The following is a 16,588-nucleotide window of genomic DNA, read 5'->3' as shown; positions in this document are numbered from 1 at the left end:
CGTCAGGCCCAGGCGGTACCGTCGTCAGTGGTCAGTGCCAGGAAGGCGTCTTCCAGGTCAGCGCCGTCACCCTCGTCGCGCGCCGCGGCAGCGGTCAGCTCTGCCGGTGACCCCTCGGCCACCAACTGGCCACCGTGGAGTACCCCGACCACGTCGGCGATTTCCTCGACGACGGGCAGGATGTGCGTCGAAAGAAACACCGTCGTGTCCCCGTCCGCGAGATCAGTGATCAGTTCCCGGAGTGTCTTCGCGGCCCGGGGATCCAATCCGGACGTGGGCTCGTCGAGAAAGACGACAGTGGGATCGTGCTGGACGGCCTGGACGAACGAGAGTTTCTGGCCCATTCCCTTCGAATAGCCGTCGATGCGGCGGTCCAGATCCGCACGGAGGTCGAGTGACGCACACAGCGACAGCGCGGTGTCAGCGACGGTTTCCCAGGGGACGTTCCGCAGATCAGCCGCGAACTGCAGCTGCTCGCGCCCGGTCAGCTGGTCGTACAGCGGCGGCGTCTCCGGCATGAGGCCGATGTCTTCGACCAGCGCGCGCCGGTCCGTACAGGGGACGCCCGCGACGCGTGCTTCGCCGCCGGTCGGTTCGATGAGGCCGGTGAAAATGCGCATCGTGGTCGTCTTCCCGGCACCGTTTGGGCCGAGGAATCCGTAAATGTCGCCGCGTTCGATGCTGAGGTCGAGTTCGTCGACAGCCGTCGTGGGTCCGTAGCGCTTTGTCAGGGACTCGGCGGCGACTGCGGCGGAGGGCTCGGACATGTGTTAGCGCTTGGATAACACCGCCGAAAAGGTTTGGTTTCTGTCAGACTAGCGGCTCGACCAGGTCCCGGCCCGCTTCCAGTAGCTCCTCGACGCGCGCCTCGCTCGACGCTTCGGCGTAGACGCGGAGCTTCGGCTCCGTGCCCGAAGGGCGGACCAGCACCCACGTCCCGTCTTCGAGCCGGATCTTGAACCCGTCGACCGTGTTGATGCCGTCGACGGCGACCCCCGCCAGCGTCTCCGGGAGCGCGACTTCGAGGTCTTCGAGGACCGGCTCCTTGCGGTCGTCCGGGCAGTCGACGCTGATCCGGCTCTGGTGTATCTCGCCGTGTTCGTCCAGCAGTCGGTCGACGCGAGCATCGAGCGATTCCTCGTGTTCGGCGGCAGCGGCGACCAGCGCCACCAGTACGCCGTCCTTGTTCCGGAGGTGGTCCGGCAGGCCGAACCCGCCCGATTCCTCGCCGCCGAACAGGGCGTCGTGGTCGGCCATCGCTTCAGCGACCCACTTGAAGCCGACGGCGACCTCGTGGACGTTCTGACCGTGGGCCTCGGCGACGCGGTCGACGATACTGGAGGTCGAGACCGTCCGGACAACGTCGCCCGTCCCGTCCTCAAGCAGGAAGTCGTACATCGCGGCGAAAAACAGGTTCGGGTCCAGATAGCCCCGGTCGGGCGTGACGACGCCGATGCGGTCGGCGTCGCCGTCATTGATGATCCCCAGCGCGGCGTCGCCGTGGCTGACTTCCTCGACGAGCCCTTCGGCGTTCTCCGCCGACGGCTCGGGGGAGCCCCCGCCGAAGTCGGGGTCCTGCACGCAGTTGAGCCGCGTCACGTCAGCGCCGCCCGCTTCGAGGAGTTCGTCGGTCACGCCGCGACCGCTGCCATACAGCGCGTCGTAGGCGACCGGCAGGCCGTCGAGGTCGGTGTCGACGAACTCCAGCGCGTGCTCTTGGTACGGGCCGATGAGATCCTCCTCTGTTCGTTCGCCCCACTCGTCTTCGGGTAGCGGGTCGAGGACGGCGAGGTTCTCCTCGAAGGCGGCCGTCCAGTCGGGCAGGGCCGGTGCGCCGTCGCCGGGGATGAACTTCACGCCGTTGTACTCCGGCGGGTTGTGGCTGGCCGTGATCTGGAGCGCCCCCGCGAGGTCGCGGTCTTTCACCGTCCAGGCGACAATTGGCGTCGGCGTGTCCCGGTCCGGCAGGAGCACGTCGAAGCCGTTCGCACGCAGCACGTGTGCGAGTTCGTCGGCGAACCCGGGCGAGGTTTCGCGGGCGTCGTACCCGATGGCGACGGTCCCGGTCGCATCTCGCTCCTGCAGGGTGGTGGCGACGGCCTGGCCCACCATCCGTACTCGGGGCTTTGTGAACACGTCCAGCGTCGCCCGCCAGCCGTCCGTCCCGAAGGCGATTGCGCCTGCGTCGACATCCGCGTCGTTAGTCATGTCTCGCGGTTCTCAGCCCCCCGACAAAAAATCACGCCTCATAACCTACCCTTCATTTCCGTTCGCTCTACAAGAGGGCAGAGATAGCTCCCCGTGACGGCGACGCTATCACATGATCCCCACGACCGGCCGATTGCGAGACCGAGCTACGATTTCTCGGGGTTCAGGGTTCAAAGTCCGCTTCGGCCTCGCTGGCCTCGATGAGACGCTCCTTCTCCGCTCTGGTGTACTGCTTGATCTCGCACTCGCGGCTCATCGCCGCGGACTGTGAATCAAACGTCTCGACGTGAACCAGTTCGACCGGCGTCCGGCCACGCGTGTACTTCGCGCCGTCGCCGGCGTCGTGTTCGCGGACGCGGCGCTCCACGTCGGTCGTGTACCCGGTGTAAAACGTGTCGTCGCTACAGTGGAGGACGTACACGTAGTAAGGGCTCCGCGTGGTGGTCATCGCACGATGCTCCCGGCCCAGTGGGCCTCACACTTCGTGGGCGCGCTCTCTCGATACCTCGGCAATGCCAGCGTTCGCCGAGCAGTTCGGGCAGGCCCGGATGTGTCCGCGTTGGTCCGCAAACACACGGGCGAATCTGTCAGAGACGTGCGCGCCGCAATGATCACATTCAGGCATCGTGTTCGTCGGCGACACCACCGCCGACGCCTATTTCTATGCGTGTGGGACACATAGGCGTTTACCCAAATGCTTGGGTATTCCCTCCCAACTTCGGCCAGGCCTTTACCGCGCATCGTCGAGCTGTCTGGCGATGAGGCCGGCCTGCGTCCCGGCGGTGAATCCGGCGTCGATGTTGACCACGGAGAGGGCGGTGCAGGACTGGAGCAGGCCCGAGAGCGCCGCCTCGCCCTCGCCGCCGTGGCCGTAGCCCGTCGAGACAGGGAGACCGATAACCGGGACATCGACGAGTCCGGCGATAACCGTCGGGAGCGCGCCTTCGCGGCCCGCCGCGACGATGAGTACGTCCTGGTCCCGGAACGCGTCGACCGCATCTATCGTCCGGGCGAGGCTCGCGACGCCCACATCGTCGATACGGGTCACGGTCGCGCCCATCTCCTCGACGATAAGCGCGGCCTCCCCGGCCGGGACGGCATCGGACGTTCCGGCCGTGATGATGCCCACTGACGCGTCTAGCGACGGACGCTCGAACGCCGGCGTCGTCGCCACCAGCCAGTTCGAGCGGTCGTCCCATCGGACCGTTGCATCTGGATCGGTCTCGGCCAGTTGTTCCCGAACAGCCGTCGCAGTGGCTGTATCGAGCCGTGTCACGATAGCCCGGCCCGTCGTTTCGATAGCTGTCGCCGCCAGGTCTGCTACCTCGCCCGGGGTCTTCCCGTCCGCGAGGACGGCCTCGGGGACACCCGCGCGGTCCTCCCGGGCGGCGTCGAACCGACCGGCTCCGCTGGTCGCATAGCCTGCAAGCGCCGCCTCGGCCTCCGCCGGGGAGAGGTCACCCGCCGCAACCGAATCGAGTATGTCGCGCATGGGACCCATTCAGCGACCCGGCCACTCCTATCCGTCGGTCCGGCATTGCTGTTCCACCGCATCAGGGCCGATTCCGCTGCGAGCGCGCGTGAGCGACGTATGACGCGATTTACCCAACCATTGCCGTTTGAAGCTGTCCGAACCGCGTATTATGACCCATATATCCGGTCAGAATGGTGGATTTATAAGGGGTTACGTGCCGTATAACGCCTCAGACTGCCGGGAATAGCGGCGAGAGCGAACGGATTGGAGAAAGTATATAAGTAACCCCCGTCGATACCTCGTCTGTATGGCAGACCTAATCGTCAAAGCCGCCGTTAAGGAAGAGCTCAGCGACATGAACGTAGCGTCCGACTTCTACGACGCACTCGACGAGGAAGTCGAGGAGCTGCTTCAGGACGCAGCCCGCCGCGCTGACGAGAACGACCGCAAGACAGTCCAGCCGCGCGACCTGTAAGGTCGTTTTGAGCGACGTTTTTTTGACGCAACCTGACCAGCGATAGCTACCTCTATACGTCCCGGACGGTGACGGCGTCAGCGGTGCCGACGTGGATTTCGTCGGCCATATCGACGAACAGCCCGTGCTCGACGACGCCGGGGAGCGCCGAGAGGTCGCTGGCGAGCGCCGCGGGGTCGTCGATGCCGCCGAAATCACAATCGAGGACGAGGTTCCCGTTGTCGGTGACGACCGGGCCGTCCTTGCGCTCTGCACGGCGGAGCGTCGGATCGCCGCCCAGCTCAGCGACGGCTTCGGCGACCGTCGAGCGGGCCATCGGGAGCACCTCGACGGGTACTGGGACCGAGAGCCTGTCGGCCGCCTTCGTTGGATCGGCCACGACGAGGAAGCGGTCGGCGCTCGCGTCGACCACCTTTTCACGGGCGTGGGCCGCGCCACCGCCCTTGACGAGGTCGCCGCCGGCCACCTCGTCGGCCCCGTCGATGGCGAGGTCGACCGATACGTCGTCGAGGTCGGCCAGCGGAATCCCGCAGTCACGAGCCAGTTCGCGGGACTGAAAGGAGGTGGGGACACCGACGACATCGAGGCCGGCGTCGACCGCCCGGCCGATAGCCCGGATGGCGTGGGCCGCCGTCGACCCCGTGCCGAGGCCGACGACCATCCCGTCTTCGACCGCCTCGGCCGCCGATTCCCCCGCTGCGCGTTTCGCCGCGTCGGAGCCGCCCTGTTTCATGTCCAGTGGGTCGACAGTCGCGGACAAAACGTTTGTTCTCCCGGGCGCAAGTGTTCGTATGACCGACTGCACGTACTGTGGCTCTCCGGTCGAGGACCACGACCCCCTCTACGTCAGCGAGTCGCCCGACGGCGAGCCGACGGGGCAGTTCTGTAACTACGGCTGTCTGTCGGCCCACATCGACGACGAGGGCCTGACTACCGGGACGGCCTGTGAGTGGTCGTCGTCGCAGTAACCGGCTGTGGACTCGTTGTCACGGCCCACAACGCCTGATCGGTGGTGGTCAATAGAGTTTTTAAACAGCCAGAACCCCCCATCAATAGCCGGTTAGACAATCCAGGTTGGGTGGGGCTTTCTAACACTCTACAGTCGTCTTTGTTTGAGAAACTGCTACCTGCCCGATGCCGGATGGGTTTTAGGGGTCGCCCGACGCAGGAGCCAGTAATGACACAGTTCGGAACGAGCGGGATCCGGGGTCCCGTCGGCGAGACGGTGACGGCCGAGTTGGCGCTCTCCGTGGGGCGGGCGCTGGGCATCGACTGCGAGCGGGTGGTCATGGGCCGGGACCCGCGTGAAAGTGGCGAGTACCTACAGGCAGCATTGGTGGCCGGGCTCCGGGAGAGCGGCGTCGACGTGGTCGATCTCGGTGGCGCGGCGACGCCGACAATCGGACGGGCGGTGGCCTGGCAGGACGCCGACGCCGGCGTCGCGGTGACAGCCAGCCACAACCCGCCACAGGACAACGGCATCAAGCTCTGGCAGCCCAGCGGGCAGGCCTTCGACGCGGCTCTCCGAGCGACCATTGAGGAGCGACTCGACGAAAATGCGTTCGAGCCCGCCGACTGGGACGAAAGCGGCGACTTTGAATCGTGGGACGCCGGCCAGCGCCACGTCGAGGCGCTGGTCGCGGAAGTCGGCGAAACGAACCTCGACAGCCACGTCGTCGTGGACCTCGGCAACGGCGCGGGCCGGGTCAGCGTCGACGCCCTCTCGGCGCTGGGGTGTTCCGTCGAGACCCTCAACGGCCAGCCCGATGGCGCGTTCCCGGGTCGCCCCTCGGAGCCGAAAGCCGAGAACTGCGGGTCGCTAGCGACGCTGGTGGCCGAGTCCGACGCGGACCTCGGGGTCGCCCACGACGGCGACGCCGACCGGATGCGGGCGGTCGCGGCCGACGGAACCTTCCTCTCCGGCGATGTGCTACTGGCCGTGTTCGCCCGCGCCGCGGCGGCACCGGGCGAACGAGTCGCCGTGCCGGTCGATACGAGCCTTGCCGTCGCGGACCACCTCGACGACATCGACGTGACCGTCGAGTACACCCCGGTCGGGGACGTGTACGTCGCCGAGGCCGCGAGCGATGACGGTGTGGCCTTCGGCGGGGAACCCAGCGGCGCGTGGATCTGGCCCGACCGGACGCTGTGTCCGGACGGGCCGCTGGCGGCCTGTACCGTCGCGGCGCTGGACAGCGAGCGCCCGCTGGGCGACCGAGCCGCCGATGTACCGGACTACCCGATCCGCCGGGACAGCGTCGAAACCGACGCGAAGGCCGCGGTGATGGACCGCGTTCGAGAGACGGTGACCGACGCCTACGACGACGTGACGACGCTCGACGGCGTCCGCGTCGACCTCGGGGACGCGTGGTTTCTCCTGCGGGCCAGCGGCACCCAGCCCCTCGTCCGGATTACCGCCGAAGCCCGGGACCCGGACCGTGCCGACGCGGTGTTCGAGGAGGCACGGACGCTCCTGACCGATGCTTTGTCCTGACTAACACGAGAGAGAAGCGCGGTCGCTTGTGAACGCGACCGGAACGGAGAGCGCCCCCGCAACGATCAGGTCACAGGGCGGCGGTTCCTGCCCCGGTTCGATTAGCCGCGACGCGTGGACCGAGCCTCACGGACATCTGCCCCGTCGCGAATCTTGTCTTCGCACTGCGGACAGACCCTGGGCTTTTCGACCCCGTTCGGCGTGAACACACGCGCGTAGTCAGCCGTTACAAAATTACCGCAGTTCTGGCATTCCGGCATACACCCCTGTATGTGGGTTATACCCTCTTAATTGTTATTGGTTTGGTAGGTGATCCCATACTTGGCCGTTGGGGTCCCTGTCGGGGAAAAACACGGTTTCGTTCGGACTGGAGAAACAGTAGTCAGGTGTTCGGTACGGCCGAACACTCGTCGTCCGGGAAACCACCGGCGACTTCGACGGACGTGACAGTGTCGGGCGGTCGCCACAGACGCGACGGACGCAGGGACCGACCGCGTCGATCTACTTGTCGAAGGAACTGGTCACCGTTCCGTCCTCGGATAGCTCGATGACGCCGTCGAAGAGGCTCTGGAACGCTGCGACCGTCTCCTCATCGTGGACTTCGTCGGCGAGGTGGAACATCCCGACGGCGTCGTACTCCGAAAGCAGGTCGAGGATGTCCTCGACGGCCGACAGCGCGCCCTCCTCGTCGGCGTAGTAGATGAGCTCCGTTAGCGAGTCAAAGGTCACACGGAGTTTGCCGTCGTGGTCCTGCAGGAACGTCTCCGTCTCCGAGACGATCCCGGACAGGTCGTCGGGGGCGGAGACGTACCGGACGCCCTCGGACCGGCGGCGGGTGTAGCCGCGTTCGACCGACAGCGTGTCGAGGATGGTCGCCTTCGACTCGTCGACCTCGTAGTACTCCAGTTTCTGCTTGACCTCCCGCGCGGTGGTCCGGGTCGAGATGACGAGCATCGAGTCCGTATCGGTCGCAAGGAAGTCCGTGTCCAGTCGGTCCGTCTCGCCAGTACTCGGATGCAGGAGCAGTATTCCCGTGCCACCCGGAACGGTCTCCGGCGCGTTGTCGATCGCCAGCGTATACTCCATATGCACATCAAGGAGAGTGGCACCCAATTAAGTGTGCGGGTCCCGGTCAGAACACGCTGTCCGCCGTTGCAGCGCCGACGACGCTGAAGATCGCACCGACGGTGATCGCTTTCAGCGTCGTCAGAAAGACGGCTGTCGGTGTCGGATCCGGCAGAATCCCGCCGTTGACGAGGAACGTATCCGGCGCTGTCAGCGCCACCGCGAGGATGGCGACCGAGCCGAACGCGACCCCCATCAGCGAGACGAACCGGACCGGGATGCCGGCCACCTCCGCCTCGGTGTCCACGTCTCGGCCAGCGTCGGCCTTGTACAGCGCTCCGTAGCCGATAGCGAACACGATACCGACGACGAGCACGGCGTGATACCAGGACATGTTCTCGGCCAGCACCCACACCTCTTCTGTGACGACGAACGGCCCCGCGAGCAGGAACCCACCGACGAGTTGCTGTGCGGTGTCAGCGACTCGATATCTTCGTCGGGCCATATCGGGTTGCTGTCCCCGTCGGTACGAAAGGCTCCCGGTCCGGAACTGCGGGGGCCGGAGCCGTATGCCGGTCGCTGTGAGCCGGATTACCGCTGACTGTCCGTTTCGACTGCACAAAAGACGGACCGCCGTCTATCGGTTTCCAAGAGAAAACATGGGGTACAGCGGCTGACGACAACCTGAAAATCGCGACATCATCGGCTGAGTCGAGCCGTGGATAAAAACGTTTCGTCACTCTGACGATAGGTCGGCCGGACCGTGTCGGTTCACGTCGTCCGGAAGGCCCGGTCGCCGGCGTCGCCGAGTCCGGGCACGATGAACCCGTCCTCGTCGAGTTCGTCGTCGATGGCGACGCTGATGATATCAACGTCCGGTTGTGCCTCCGAGACGCGGACGATGCCCTCGGGGGCGGAGACCGCGGCCAGGACGAGCAGGTTCTCCGGTTCGGTCTTCTCCGAAGTGATGTAATCGAGCACCGTCGTCATCGTCGACCCGGTGGCGAGCATCGGGTCCGCGATGATGACGGTGTCGTCCTCCGTGATCTCGGGCAGTTTGACGTACTCGACGGAGATCGGGAACTCGCCGTCGTCGTTCATCCCGGCCGCCTCGTCGCGGCTGGCGGAGATGACGCCCTGTCTGGCGCGGGGGAACGCCTTGAGCAGCCCCTCCACGAACGGCGTCGCGGCGCGGAGCACGTTGACGATGACCACGTCGTCGAGTCCTTTGACCCGCTCTCCCATCGTCGTGGTCAGCGGCGTCTGGACCTCGGTGTACTCGGTTTCCATCCGGCCGTCGATGATCTCGTACCCGCAGATGCGGCCGAGGCGGACCAGTCCCTTCCGAAAGGCGACCTGCTCGGTCTCGACATCCCGGATCTTCGTCAGTTCGTCTTGCGCCAGCGCGTGCGTGACGACGGAGGCGTCGCCGCGCTGTTCGATTGGCATACCAGAGCGGTTGACCCCCGATAGGTTAAACGGTTCTCACTCAGGCCGGCTCCGGTGTCCCCGCCTGTGCTGTGGAGTCTCCGCCGCGCTGGCGGTTCTTCGCCATCAGGAAGAGGAACAGGAGGAGGCCGAGGCCCCGCAGCAGCACGTCGAGCAGCACCGTCGTCTCGCCGCCAGCGATGCCGATCAGTCCGAGGATGTCGTACGTGCCCGACACCGCGAGTGCGGGGGCCATCAGCAGCAGCGAACTGACCGCGAACGCCGCTCGCTCGGCCCGGGAGACCGGTGCGTACGCGAACCCGATGACCGTCGCCGCGAGCGCGATGACGCCGAGGAACACGCCGACCACAGGAATCAGTATCTCGGGGATGGAGTAGCCAAGTTCAAGCAGGTCGGCGGTCCCGACGATTCGGTATCCGGATTCCGTCGGGACACGCCGAATCAAGATGATCCCTGGCGTGACAATGAACGCGAAGGGGACGATGGCCTTGTTGAGCGATAGCGAGAACGCTTCAATGCCGGTCTGGAACGCGTCTGACTTCGCGACGCCGGAGGCGGCGTAGGCGGCGACCGCGACCGGCGGCGTGATGTCGGCGATGACGCCGAAGTAGAGGATGAACAGGTGCGCCGCCAGCAGCGGGACGCCGAACTCGGTCAGCGCCGGCGCGAGCAGGGAGACGAGGATGATGTAGGTCACCGTCGTCGGCATCCCCATCCCGAGGATGATCGAGGAGATAGCGGTGACCACGAGCAGCAAGACGAGCGACCCGCCGGCGACGGCCGTGATGAGCGAGACGAGGTTCGGGCCGAGGCCGGAGACGCTGATGACGCCCGGGATGACGCCGGCGGCGGCGACGGCGATGACGACCGGAACCGCGGTTTTGGCCCCGCTTTCCATCGATTTTCCGAGGAAGACACCGAGCTTGTACAGCCCGTTCGAGGCCAGATCCGGTCGGCTGATAGCATCGGCGGTCGTCTCGGCGGCGTCGTCGACGGCGTTGTCGAACGACAGTATTGGCGAGTCGAGCCGGGGCCGGGTAATCAGCGTGAGGACGCCGGCCAGAATCAACAGCGTGCCGATATTGCCGACGGTGGCAGAGAACGCGCTCATAATGGGTTGGGACCCAGTTCCGTCGCCGGCCAGCGCGCCGAGGACACCGGCTCCGAACAGGAACTGCGACAGGAGCGATGCGCCAAACAGCACACCGAGAATCGCCCCCAGACGAGCGCGCGTCTCGTCGCTGTAGGCCGCGACGAGCGTGATGAGCGCGCCGATGGCGATGAGCGTGAACCACGCCGAGCGGGCGACCGACAGCCGCTCGATGATGAGGTAGTACAGCAGCAGGAGAATCGGGACGAGGTAGAACCACCCGCTTCGGAGGTGGCTTCGGATATCCACCAGTTCCGAGGAGTCGAGGCCGCCGATGTTCTCCTTGACCGCCTCGAAGTGGACCATCACCCAGACGCCAAAGAAGAAGACGATGGCCGGTATCGTCGCGACGACGATGACATCGGCGAAGGGTGTCCCGGTGTACTGGACGATGAGGAACGCGGCGGCCCCCATCACCGGCGGGAGAATCTGGCCGCCCGAAGACGCCGACGCCTCGACGCCGCCGGAGAACTCCGGCGAGTACCCCGACCGCTTCATCAGCGGAATCGTGAACGCGCCGGTCGTCACCGTGTTCGCAATCGAGGACCCGGAGATGGTGCCCATGAAGCCGCTCGCGAGGATGGACGCCTTCGCCGGGCCGCCCTTCCGGGTTCCCGTGGCGCTGTATGCGAGGTCGATGAACCACTGCCCCGCGCCGGACATCTCCAGGAACGCACCAAACAGGATGAAGATGTAGATGAACTGCACGGAGACGGTGACCGGAATGCCGAACACCCCGTTTTCCGTGTTGTACCAGAGGTTCTGGATGATCGAGGGCCAGGACAGTTCCGGGATGGAGAGGACGCCAACGTAGGCGGCGTCCTGCGGGATGAGGACGCCAAAGCGGGCGTAGACGATGAAGACCGCGACGATGACCATCAGCCAGAGGCTGATGGCCCGGCGGGTCGCTTCGAGGACGAGCAGGACGCCGAGCACGCCCAGCACGAACGCGTAGGAGATGTCCGTCAGCGGTCCGAGCAGGCCCGCAATCGGCTCCAGGAAGGTGAACACCTCCTGGACCGGACGGCCCCGTTCGAGTCCCAGTGCACGCATCCGCTGGATTTCCTGAAAGTCGGTGATGAAGTACGCGGCCGACAGCACTGAGAGGCCCATAAAGACGAAATCCGACGGCGTCACGCGGTTCATCTCCGAGTCCAGGAACGCCCAGGCGAGCGCGTCCCCGATAGCGTGAACGACGCGCGACACCGGATGGTCCGTGCCGAGTTTCTCGTCGACCAGCGCCCCGAGCGCGATACAGCGCCGGGAGAGCGGGCCGTCGCCGGTGCTGCCCGGATACAGCAGGAATGTCAGGATGAGACCGAAGGAGACGTGGACGGCGTTGATCTGGAGGAGTTGCAGCGATGCGAACACGATGTCGCCCACGCCCGGGAGCGAAATCGAGAGGACGAACCCCTTCGCTGCGAGCCACATCTGAAAGACCGAGAAGGCGATGCCGATGAGCGCGACGGCAATGACTGCCCAGCCTGTGAGCGACCGCTTTCGCTCGATCTCCTGGAGTACCTCGTCGACTTCCTCGTCCGATACAGTTTCCTCGCTCGTGTCAGCCGGTATGTCGTCAGTCATGTGTTGAACTGGTCCGTCACAGCGTCGACCGCCGAGCGCCGGGCCACGTGGATGTGAACCGAGCGGCCATTGGTCCGTGCTACCAAGTCATAGCTCTCGGCTCCAACGTGAAGCTTGTGCCCTGCGACCTCACCGGGTGCGACTGTCACACGTGTGTAGTTCCCCGGCGGGTCGAAGACGTACATTCCGTTCTCCCGGGTGACGTTCGCCCCGCTTGGCAGTCCCCACCCGAAGGATTCGAACTCCATTCGGGTCATTTCCAAGTGGTCCCCGCGGACCGTGTACTCGTCGTAGACGCGAGTTTTCTCGACGCTGTGCATGTATTCGAGTGCGACGATGGTCCCGTCCTCGACCGGAACCGTCATGTACTGTTCACCGGTCTCGGCGTCCTCGACGACGAGGACGCGGCCGCCGGGCAGCGCAGCTACAGATCCGATGAGCAGGAGCGCGAGGATCGCTGCGATAGCGACGTATCGTCGTCTCATCTCGGTTGGCGTGTGACAGAAGACAGTTAGCGAACGGTACGGGTGGCGTCAGTCGACGGCTTATGCGTCGAAGTACGCCGCTGCGCCGGGATGGAGTTCGATGGACATCCCGTCCTGTGCGGAGTCCGCGCTGATGAAGTCCGTCTTGATGGACAGGTCGTCGACGTTGTCGAAGATGGCCGCCGTGACTGCCTCGACCGTCTCCTCGGGCTGTTCGGCGTTCGTCGCGATCATCGCTTGAACGGCGACGGTCTCGGTGGCCTGATCGACGCCGGAGTACGTGCCGGCCGGGATGGTGTCGTCAGCGAACCACGAGGCGGCGTCCTTGACGGCCTCGCGGTTGTCGCCCTCGATGGGGACGATGACGAGATCGTTGGTGTTTGCGAGGTCCTCGATAGCGCCGACGGGCCAGCCGCCGACGACGAACGCGGCGTCGATATCGCCGTTCCGGAGCTGGTCGGCGGCTTGCGAGAACGAGGCGTTCTGCTCGTTGAAGTCGGTGATCCCGACTGTTTCGAGGATCTGGTTCGCGTTGACCTGCGTCCCGCTACCGAGGTCGCCGGTGTTGATCGTCGCGCCCGAGAGGTCCGAAAGCGAGGTGATATCAGTATCCGCCAGCGTGACGACCGTGATTGTCTCCGGGTACAGCGTCGCGACGCCGCGGAGATTCTCGACGGCGTTGTCCTGGAAGGCGTCGATGCCGGTCCCGTTCTTTGCGAACGAGGCGATGTCGTTCTGGATGAGTGCGAAGTCGGCGTCGCCGCTGGCGAGGCTGCCGACGTTCTCGACGCTCGCGCCGGTCGACTGGACGGTCAGGGTGTAGTCCGTGTTCTCATCGACAATCGTCTTGAACTCGTTCGAGAGCGGGAAGTAGGTCCCGCCGGTGCCGCCGGCGTGCCACGAGAGGCGGGTGTCCACCTCGGCCTCCGTCTCAGTCTCGGTCATGCCACCGTCGCCGCCGTCACCGTCAGTCTCGGTCATGCCGCCGTCGCCGCCATCGCCGCCATCGCCACCGTCGCCGCCACAGCCGGCGAGGGCCGCGACACCTGCGACACCTGCAGTCTTGAGGAACCGCCTACGTGTGGAGTTGTTAGTCATACGTATGTCTACGTTGCCCGGGGCCTTCAAGAAGGTTAGCTAGTACACAGTCGCTATTTGACTATATCGTGCGATACCGTATGACACCGTGTTTTCGGGGACGGCGACCGGGCGGCACAACCCGACCGGGAAAGATATTCTCCATTCCGAGAAATTCAGCTGGTTTGATGTGTGGCAGTAGTCGCCGTTCCGGATCCTGTTACGCCGGCGTCTCGATTCCGAGTTCCTCGAGCAGCGTTCGCGCGGCGTCCGCCGAGGACGGCGGGCCACGAGCCGTGATGAGGTCGCCGTCGACGGTGACACTGGTGTCGGCGTCGAGTTCGGCGTCCCAGTCCGCGCCGGCGGCCTTCACTTCGTCTTCGACCCAGTAGGGAAGCTTGCGGCCGTCGGGGAGCAGGTCGTTCTCGTCGACGATGCCCTCCTCCCAGGCGTTCGGGAAGCCGGTGACCGAGCGGCCGTCGACCAGGAACTCGCCGTCGCTATTGCGGGTGAAGGCCAGGATCCCGACCGTGTGACAGACGACGAGGGCCTTGCCGTCGTCGCCGGCGACACTCTCGCGCAGCAGTTCGCGGGCGTGGGTGTCCTGTGTGATATCCCACTCCGCGCCGTGGCCACCGGGGAACACGACGGTGTCGTAGTCGGCGGCGTCGGCCTGTGCCAGCGGGATCGGGTCGTTCAGGCGCTCGTCGGTCTCGTGGACCTCCCGGACGTGTTCCGAGAGTTCTTCGCCGACTTCTTCGGGGTCGACGGACCGTTCGTCGAGCACCGGCGGTTCGCCGGTCGGTGTCGCCACCGTGATATCCAGGCCAGCGTCGGTGAGCGTCGTCAGCGGCTCGATACATTCCTCGCCCCAGTACCCGTGTTCGCTTACGACGAATAGTGCGGATGCCATCACACGACCGTTCGTGTGCAATCCTTATAAGCGGCCGTTCGGTGTCGAGCGAAGCGAGACAGACAGCGGAGCGGACTGTATCTGTCACCACAGCGGAAACGTTTAACCCCGCTGAGCAGCAAGCCGCTGAGTACAGATGGACAGCCCACTGCAGCAGGTTCCGCGGCTGTCATAGACCGATCTATTATACCATGGCAGACATCGAAGAGAGCGTTTCAGGCTTCAAGACGCAAGGTGGCTGGGTCAACATCGTCGAGCACGGCGAACGCATCACGCAGGCGCTGAAAGACATTGCCTCGGACGAGGATGTCGACGACGACGCCCTCAGTGAGTTCGACGAGTGGCGACCCAAGAGCCACGAGCGACTGGACGAGGATGTCAACGAGAAGACCGCCGACCAGGCGAGTGTCGCCGAGGGCAAGGGCGAGCAGGCCGGCAAGGGGCCAGACGAGGACCTCCAGACCGCCGGCGAGAAGCTCAGCGAGTCTTACGACAACCTCGACGAACCCGACGAGGCGATGGAGCGCTGGAGCGAATCCGTCGACTACGTCGCCCGCGCGGCCGACTCCGCCAGCCGGAAGGCCTTGCGGAAGGTCGAGGACACCGTCTACCGCAACGTGATGACACAGATCGCGCCCTACTACTTCGACAACGACCTCATCAGCGCGAACCTGCGACGCGTCGGCGACGGCAACCGCCCCGAGTACATCTTCGAGGTCAACGTCAACGACGACGACCTGAAGATGCGGGTCTCGAACAAGCTCGCCGACTTCGAGCAGGCCGTCGACCGCTGGCACGTCGACACCGAGAAGGTCACCGAAGCCGTCGAAGCCGCGGAGGGTGTGGATGCGACAGAGCCGGGCGAGGAGACGGACGCCAAAACGAACTAAGCTCGCTGCCATGCAAGCGCAATCGTCTTCCAGCATCGTCGACGCCAAAACGAACTAAGGCGGCGTCTCTGCCGCCGGCAGTGGTTTTGTGTCCGAGTGTCGCGTCACCGACCATCGCGTTCGAGAACGGTGCCGCCGTCGCCGACGGCGAGGGCACGCGATTCGCCGACTGCGACGCCGTTGAGCGACTCGGCTGTCGGGGTTGTGACGCGTTCCCAGTCAGACGGGGCCGTTCGCTCGAAAACCGCCCCGTTAGCTCCGCAGGCGAGCCAGCGGTCACCGCGACCGGCCACGGCCGAGATTCCGGCGTCTGAAACCCGTTCCGGGGTCCACGACCCCGACTCGGTCCGGTAGACGACGCCGTCGTCGGTGCCGACGATGGGTCCCGCACCCGTCGCTGCCACGTCGGTCAGGGTCCCGGAAACATCGTCAATCCCCGAGTCGGTGAACGACCGGCCGCCGTCGGTGGTCTCGAACACCCGCTGGCTGGTATCACAGGCCCAGCCGGCGTCGGTCCGGAGGGCGAGGCCGGCCAGGCTCGACCCGCTCCCGGGCGTCACGGGGTCGCGCCAGGCGACACTGCCGTCGCGGTAGTCGCCCCGGCGGACGCCGCCCGACCCGTCTCCGAGCAGGACAATCTCGCCGTCGGCCCCGTTCGTCGCGGCCACGGCGACGAGATTCGACGTGTCACCGGCCGGTTCCGAGTGGTCGACGTGCTGCCCGGTCTCGGGGTCGACGCGGGCGACCGTCCCGCCGTCGCCCGTCATCCAGACGCCGCCGTCGCCGACAGCGTCGACGCCGCGGAGCGTCCGTGATTGGGCGCGTGGCCCGTCGGAGAGCAGCGCGTCCCAGCCCGCGCCGCTGTCGGCGAGGAAGACGCCGTCCGCGCCGACGGCGTACGCGCCCGTATCGGTCGAGGCCGCGTCGTGCAGGTGGGCGTCGGTCGGAGCTGAGGCGGCCGTCCACTTCGACACGCCGGCGGATGCGGCAGTGGTGGTCGATGCGCCGGCGGACGTGGCGTCGGTGCTCGACGGCGTGGCCGCCTCCGTTTCGGTTGCCGACGCGCCGGTCTCCGGAGACGCGATGGCCGTCCCGTCAGTTCCGTCGTCACCGTCCGCTCGGAGGTACAGCGCGACCGGCGGCAGGACGTACGCCGCGATGGCGACGGCGGCGAACCGCTGGTCGACGACGGTCAGCGTCCCGAACGCCGTCAGCGCCGCCGTGGCGACGGCGTGGACCCATGTCTTCGTGTATCGGCGGGCAAACGTCGCCGGCCCGTCCCGTCCGCCGGGTGCAGTCATCGACAGGACGTTGTGGCTCCCGA

19 protein-coding genes are annotated in these 16,588 nt (G+C 65.8%); 4 read left to right on the top strand and 15 right to left on the bottom strand.

Translation table 11 applies throughout. The annotated features are described in order from the left end of the window. Positions 1-2 precede the first annotated feature (2 nt). From NDI54_RS02055 to larB, 5 genes are all read right to left on the bottom strand, one after another. Positions 3-767: an ABC transporter ATP-binding protein gene (locus NDI54_RS02055; protein WP_310894821.1), complete on the bottom strand. Its 765-nt coding sequence runs from the start codon at positions 765-767 to the stop codon at positions 3-5. 43 nt (positions 768-810) lie between these two features. Continuing rightward, complete coding sequence (locus tag NDI54_RS02050) at positions 811-2,208, bottom strand: phosphoglucomutase/phosphomannomutase family protein (RefSeq protein WP_310894820.1); 1,398 nt, start codon at positions 2,206-2,208, stop codon at positions 811-813. A 163-nt stretch (positions 2,209-2,371) separates the two neighbouring features. After that, the gene (locus tag NDI54_RS02045; RefSeq protein WP_310894819.1) at positions 2,372-2,656 is read right to left on the bottom strand and encodes a GIY-YIG nuclease family protein; all 285 of its coding nucleotides are present in this window, start codon (positions 2,654-2,656) and stop codon (positions 2,372-2,374) included. A gap of 27 nt (positions 2,657-2,683) precedes the next feature. Then, entirely contained in the window at positions 2,684-2,833 is a 150-nt protein-coding gene (locus NDI54_RS21515; protein ID WP_455032221.1) for a DUF7563 family protein, read from the bottom strand. Positions 2,834-2,938: 105 nt separating this feature from the next. Further along, a complete protein-coding gene (larB, locus tag NDI54_RS02040) occupies positions 2,939-3,700 on the bottom strand; it encodes a nickel pincer cofactor biosynthesis protein LarB (RefSeq protein WP_310894818.1) in 762 nt (253 codons plus the stop codon). A 289-nt stretch (positions 3,701-3,989) separates the two neighbouring features. Between larB and NDI54_RS02035 the strand changes: the two genes are divergently transcribed. Beyond that, positions 3,990-4,157: a DUF1931 domain-containing protein gene (locus NDI54_RS02035; RefSeq protein WP_137683435.1), complete on the top strand. Its 168-nt coding sequence runs from the start codon at positions 3,990-3,992 to the stop codon at positions 4,155-4,157. A 52-nt stretch (positions 4,158-4,209) separates the two neighbouring features. Here NDI54_RS02035 and rpiA read toward each other — a convergent pair whose 3' ends face one another. Next, positions 4,210-4,890, bottom strand: a complete 681-nt coding sequence (rpiA, locus tag NDI54_RS02030) for a ribose-5-phosphate isomerase RpiA (protein WP_310894817.1) — start codon at positions 4,888-4,890, stop codon at positions 4,210-4,212. 58 nt (positions 4,891-4,948) lie between these two features. On the opposite strand from rpiA, the gene NDI54_RS02025 reads away from it, so the two are divergent. Both NDI54_RS02025 and glmM read left to right on the top strand, forming a co-directional pair. Further along, positions 4,949-5,125: a hypothetical protein gene (locus NDI54_RS02025; RefSeq protein WP_406600161.1), complete on the top strand. Its 177-nt coding sequence runs from the start codon at positions 4,949-4,951 to the stop codon at positions 5,123-5,125. Between the two features lie 209 nt (positions 5,126-5,334). Beyond that, complete coding sequence (gene glmM / locus NDI54_RS02020; RefSeq protein ID WP_310894815.1) at positions 5,335-6,651, top strand: phosphoglucosamine mutase; 1,317 nt, start codon at positions 5,335-5,337, stop codon at positions 6,649-6,651. 101 nt (positions 6,652-6,752) lie between these two features. On the opposite strand, the gene NDI54_RS21510 is transcribed toward glmM, so the two are convergent. The 8 genes from NDI54_RS21510 to NDI54_RS01985 form a co-directional block, all read right to left on the bottom strand. Further along, complete coding sequence (locus NDI54_RS21510) at positions 6,753-6,911, bottom strand: DUF7563 family protein (protein ID WP_044952319.1); 159 nt, start codon at positions 6,909-6,911, stop codon at positions 6,753-6,755. 241 nt (positions 6,912-7,152) lie between these two features. Continuing rightward, positions 7,153-7,737: a DUF7090 family protein gene (locus NDI54_RS02015; RefSeq protein ID WP_310894814.1), complete on the bottom strand. Its 585-nt coding sequence runs from the start codon at positions 7,735-7,737 to the stop codon at positions 7,153-7,155. 46 nt (positions 7,738-7,783) lie between these two features. Further along, the gene (locus NDI54_RS02010; protein WP_310894813.1) at positions 7,784-8,221 is read right to left on the bottom strand and encodes a DUF2391 domain-containing protein; all 438 of its coding nucleotides are present in this window, start codon (positions 8,219-8,221) and stop codon (positions 7,784-7,786) included. A 266-nt stretch (positions 8,222-8,487) separates the two neighbouring features. Then, on the bottom strand, positions 8,488-9,165 hold the full coding sequence (upp, locus tag NDI54_RS02005; RefSeq protein ID WP_310894812.1) for a uracil phosphoribosyltransferase: 678 nt from the start codon (positions 9,163-9,165) through the stop codon (positions 8,488-8,490). Positions 9,166-9,205: 40 nt separating this feature from the next. Next, positions 9,206-11,899, bottom strand: a complete 2,694-nt coding sequence (locus NDI54_RS02000; protein ID WP_310894811.1) for a TRAP transporter permease — start codon at positions 11,897-11,899, stop codon at positions 9,206-9,208. Continuing rightward, complete coding sequence (locus NDI54_RS01995; RefSeq protein WP_310894810.1) at positions 11,896-12,384, bottom strand: DUF1850 domain-containing protein; 489 nt, start codon at positions 12,382-12,384, stop codon at positions 11,896-11,898. Before NDI54_RS01995 ends, NDI54_RS02000 begins: the two co-directional genes overlap by 4 nt. A gap of 60 nt (positions 12,385-12,444) precedes the next feature. Then, the gene (locus NDI54_RS01990) at positions 12,445-13,482 is read right to left on the bottom strand and encodes a TAXI family TRAP transporter solute-binding subunit (protein ID WP_310894809.1); all 1,038 of its coding nucleotides are present in this window, start codon (positions 13,480-13,482) and stop codon (positions 12,445-12,447) included. 199 nt (positions 13,483-13,681) lie between these two features. Continuing rightward, entirely contained in the window at positions 13,682-14,374 is a 693-nt protein-coding gene (locus NDI54_RS01985; RefSeq protein ID WP_310894808.1) for a type 1 glutamine amidotransferase domain-containing protein, read from the bottom strand. 191 nt (positions 14,375-14,565) lie between these two features. Here NDI54_RS01985 and NDI54_RS01980 point away from each other — a divergent pair, with 191 nt between their 5' ends. Next, a complete protein-coding gene (locus NDI54_RS01980) occupies positions 14,566-15,264 on the top strand; it encodes a DUF5828 family protein (RefSeq protein WP_310894807.1) in 699 nt (232 codons plus the stop codon). Positions 15,265-15,368: 104 nt separating this feature from the next. Here the strand turns inward: NDI54_RS01980 and NDI54_RS01975 are convergent, their stop codons facing one another. Next, positions 15,369-16,565, bottom strand: a complete 1,197-nt coding sequence (locus NDI54_RS01975; RefSeq protein ID WP_310894806.1) for a hypothetical protein — start codon at positions 16,563-16,565, stop codon at positions 15,369-15,371. Between the last annotated feature and the right edge of the window lie 23 nt (positions 16,566-16,588).

The organism is Haloarcula terrestris, assembly GCF_031624315.1.
Lineage (GTDB): Archaea > Halobacteriota > Halobacteria > Halobacteriales > Haloarculaceae > Haloarcula > Haloarcula terrestris.
Note: the sequence above shows the minus strand (reverse complement) of the source record. Positions and strands in the feature narration are given on the sequence as shown.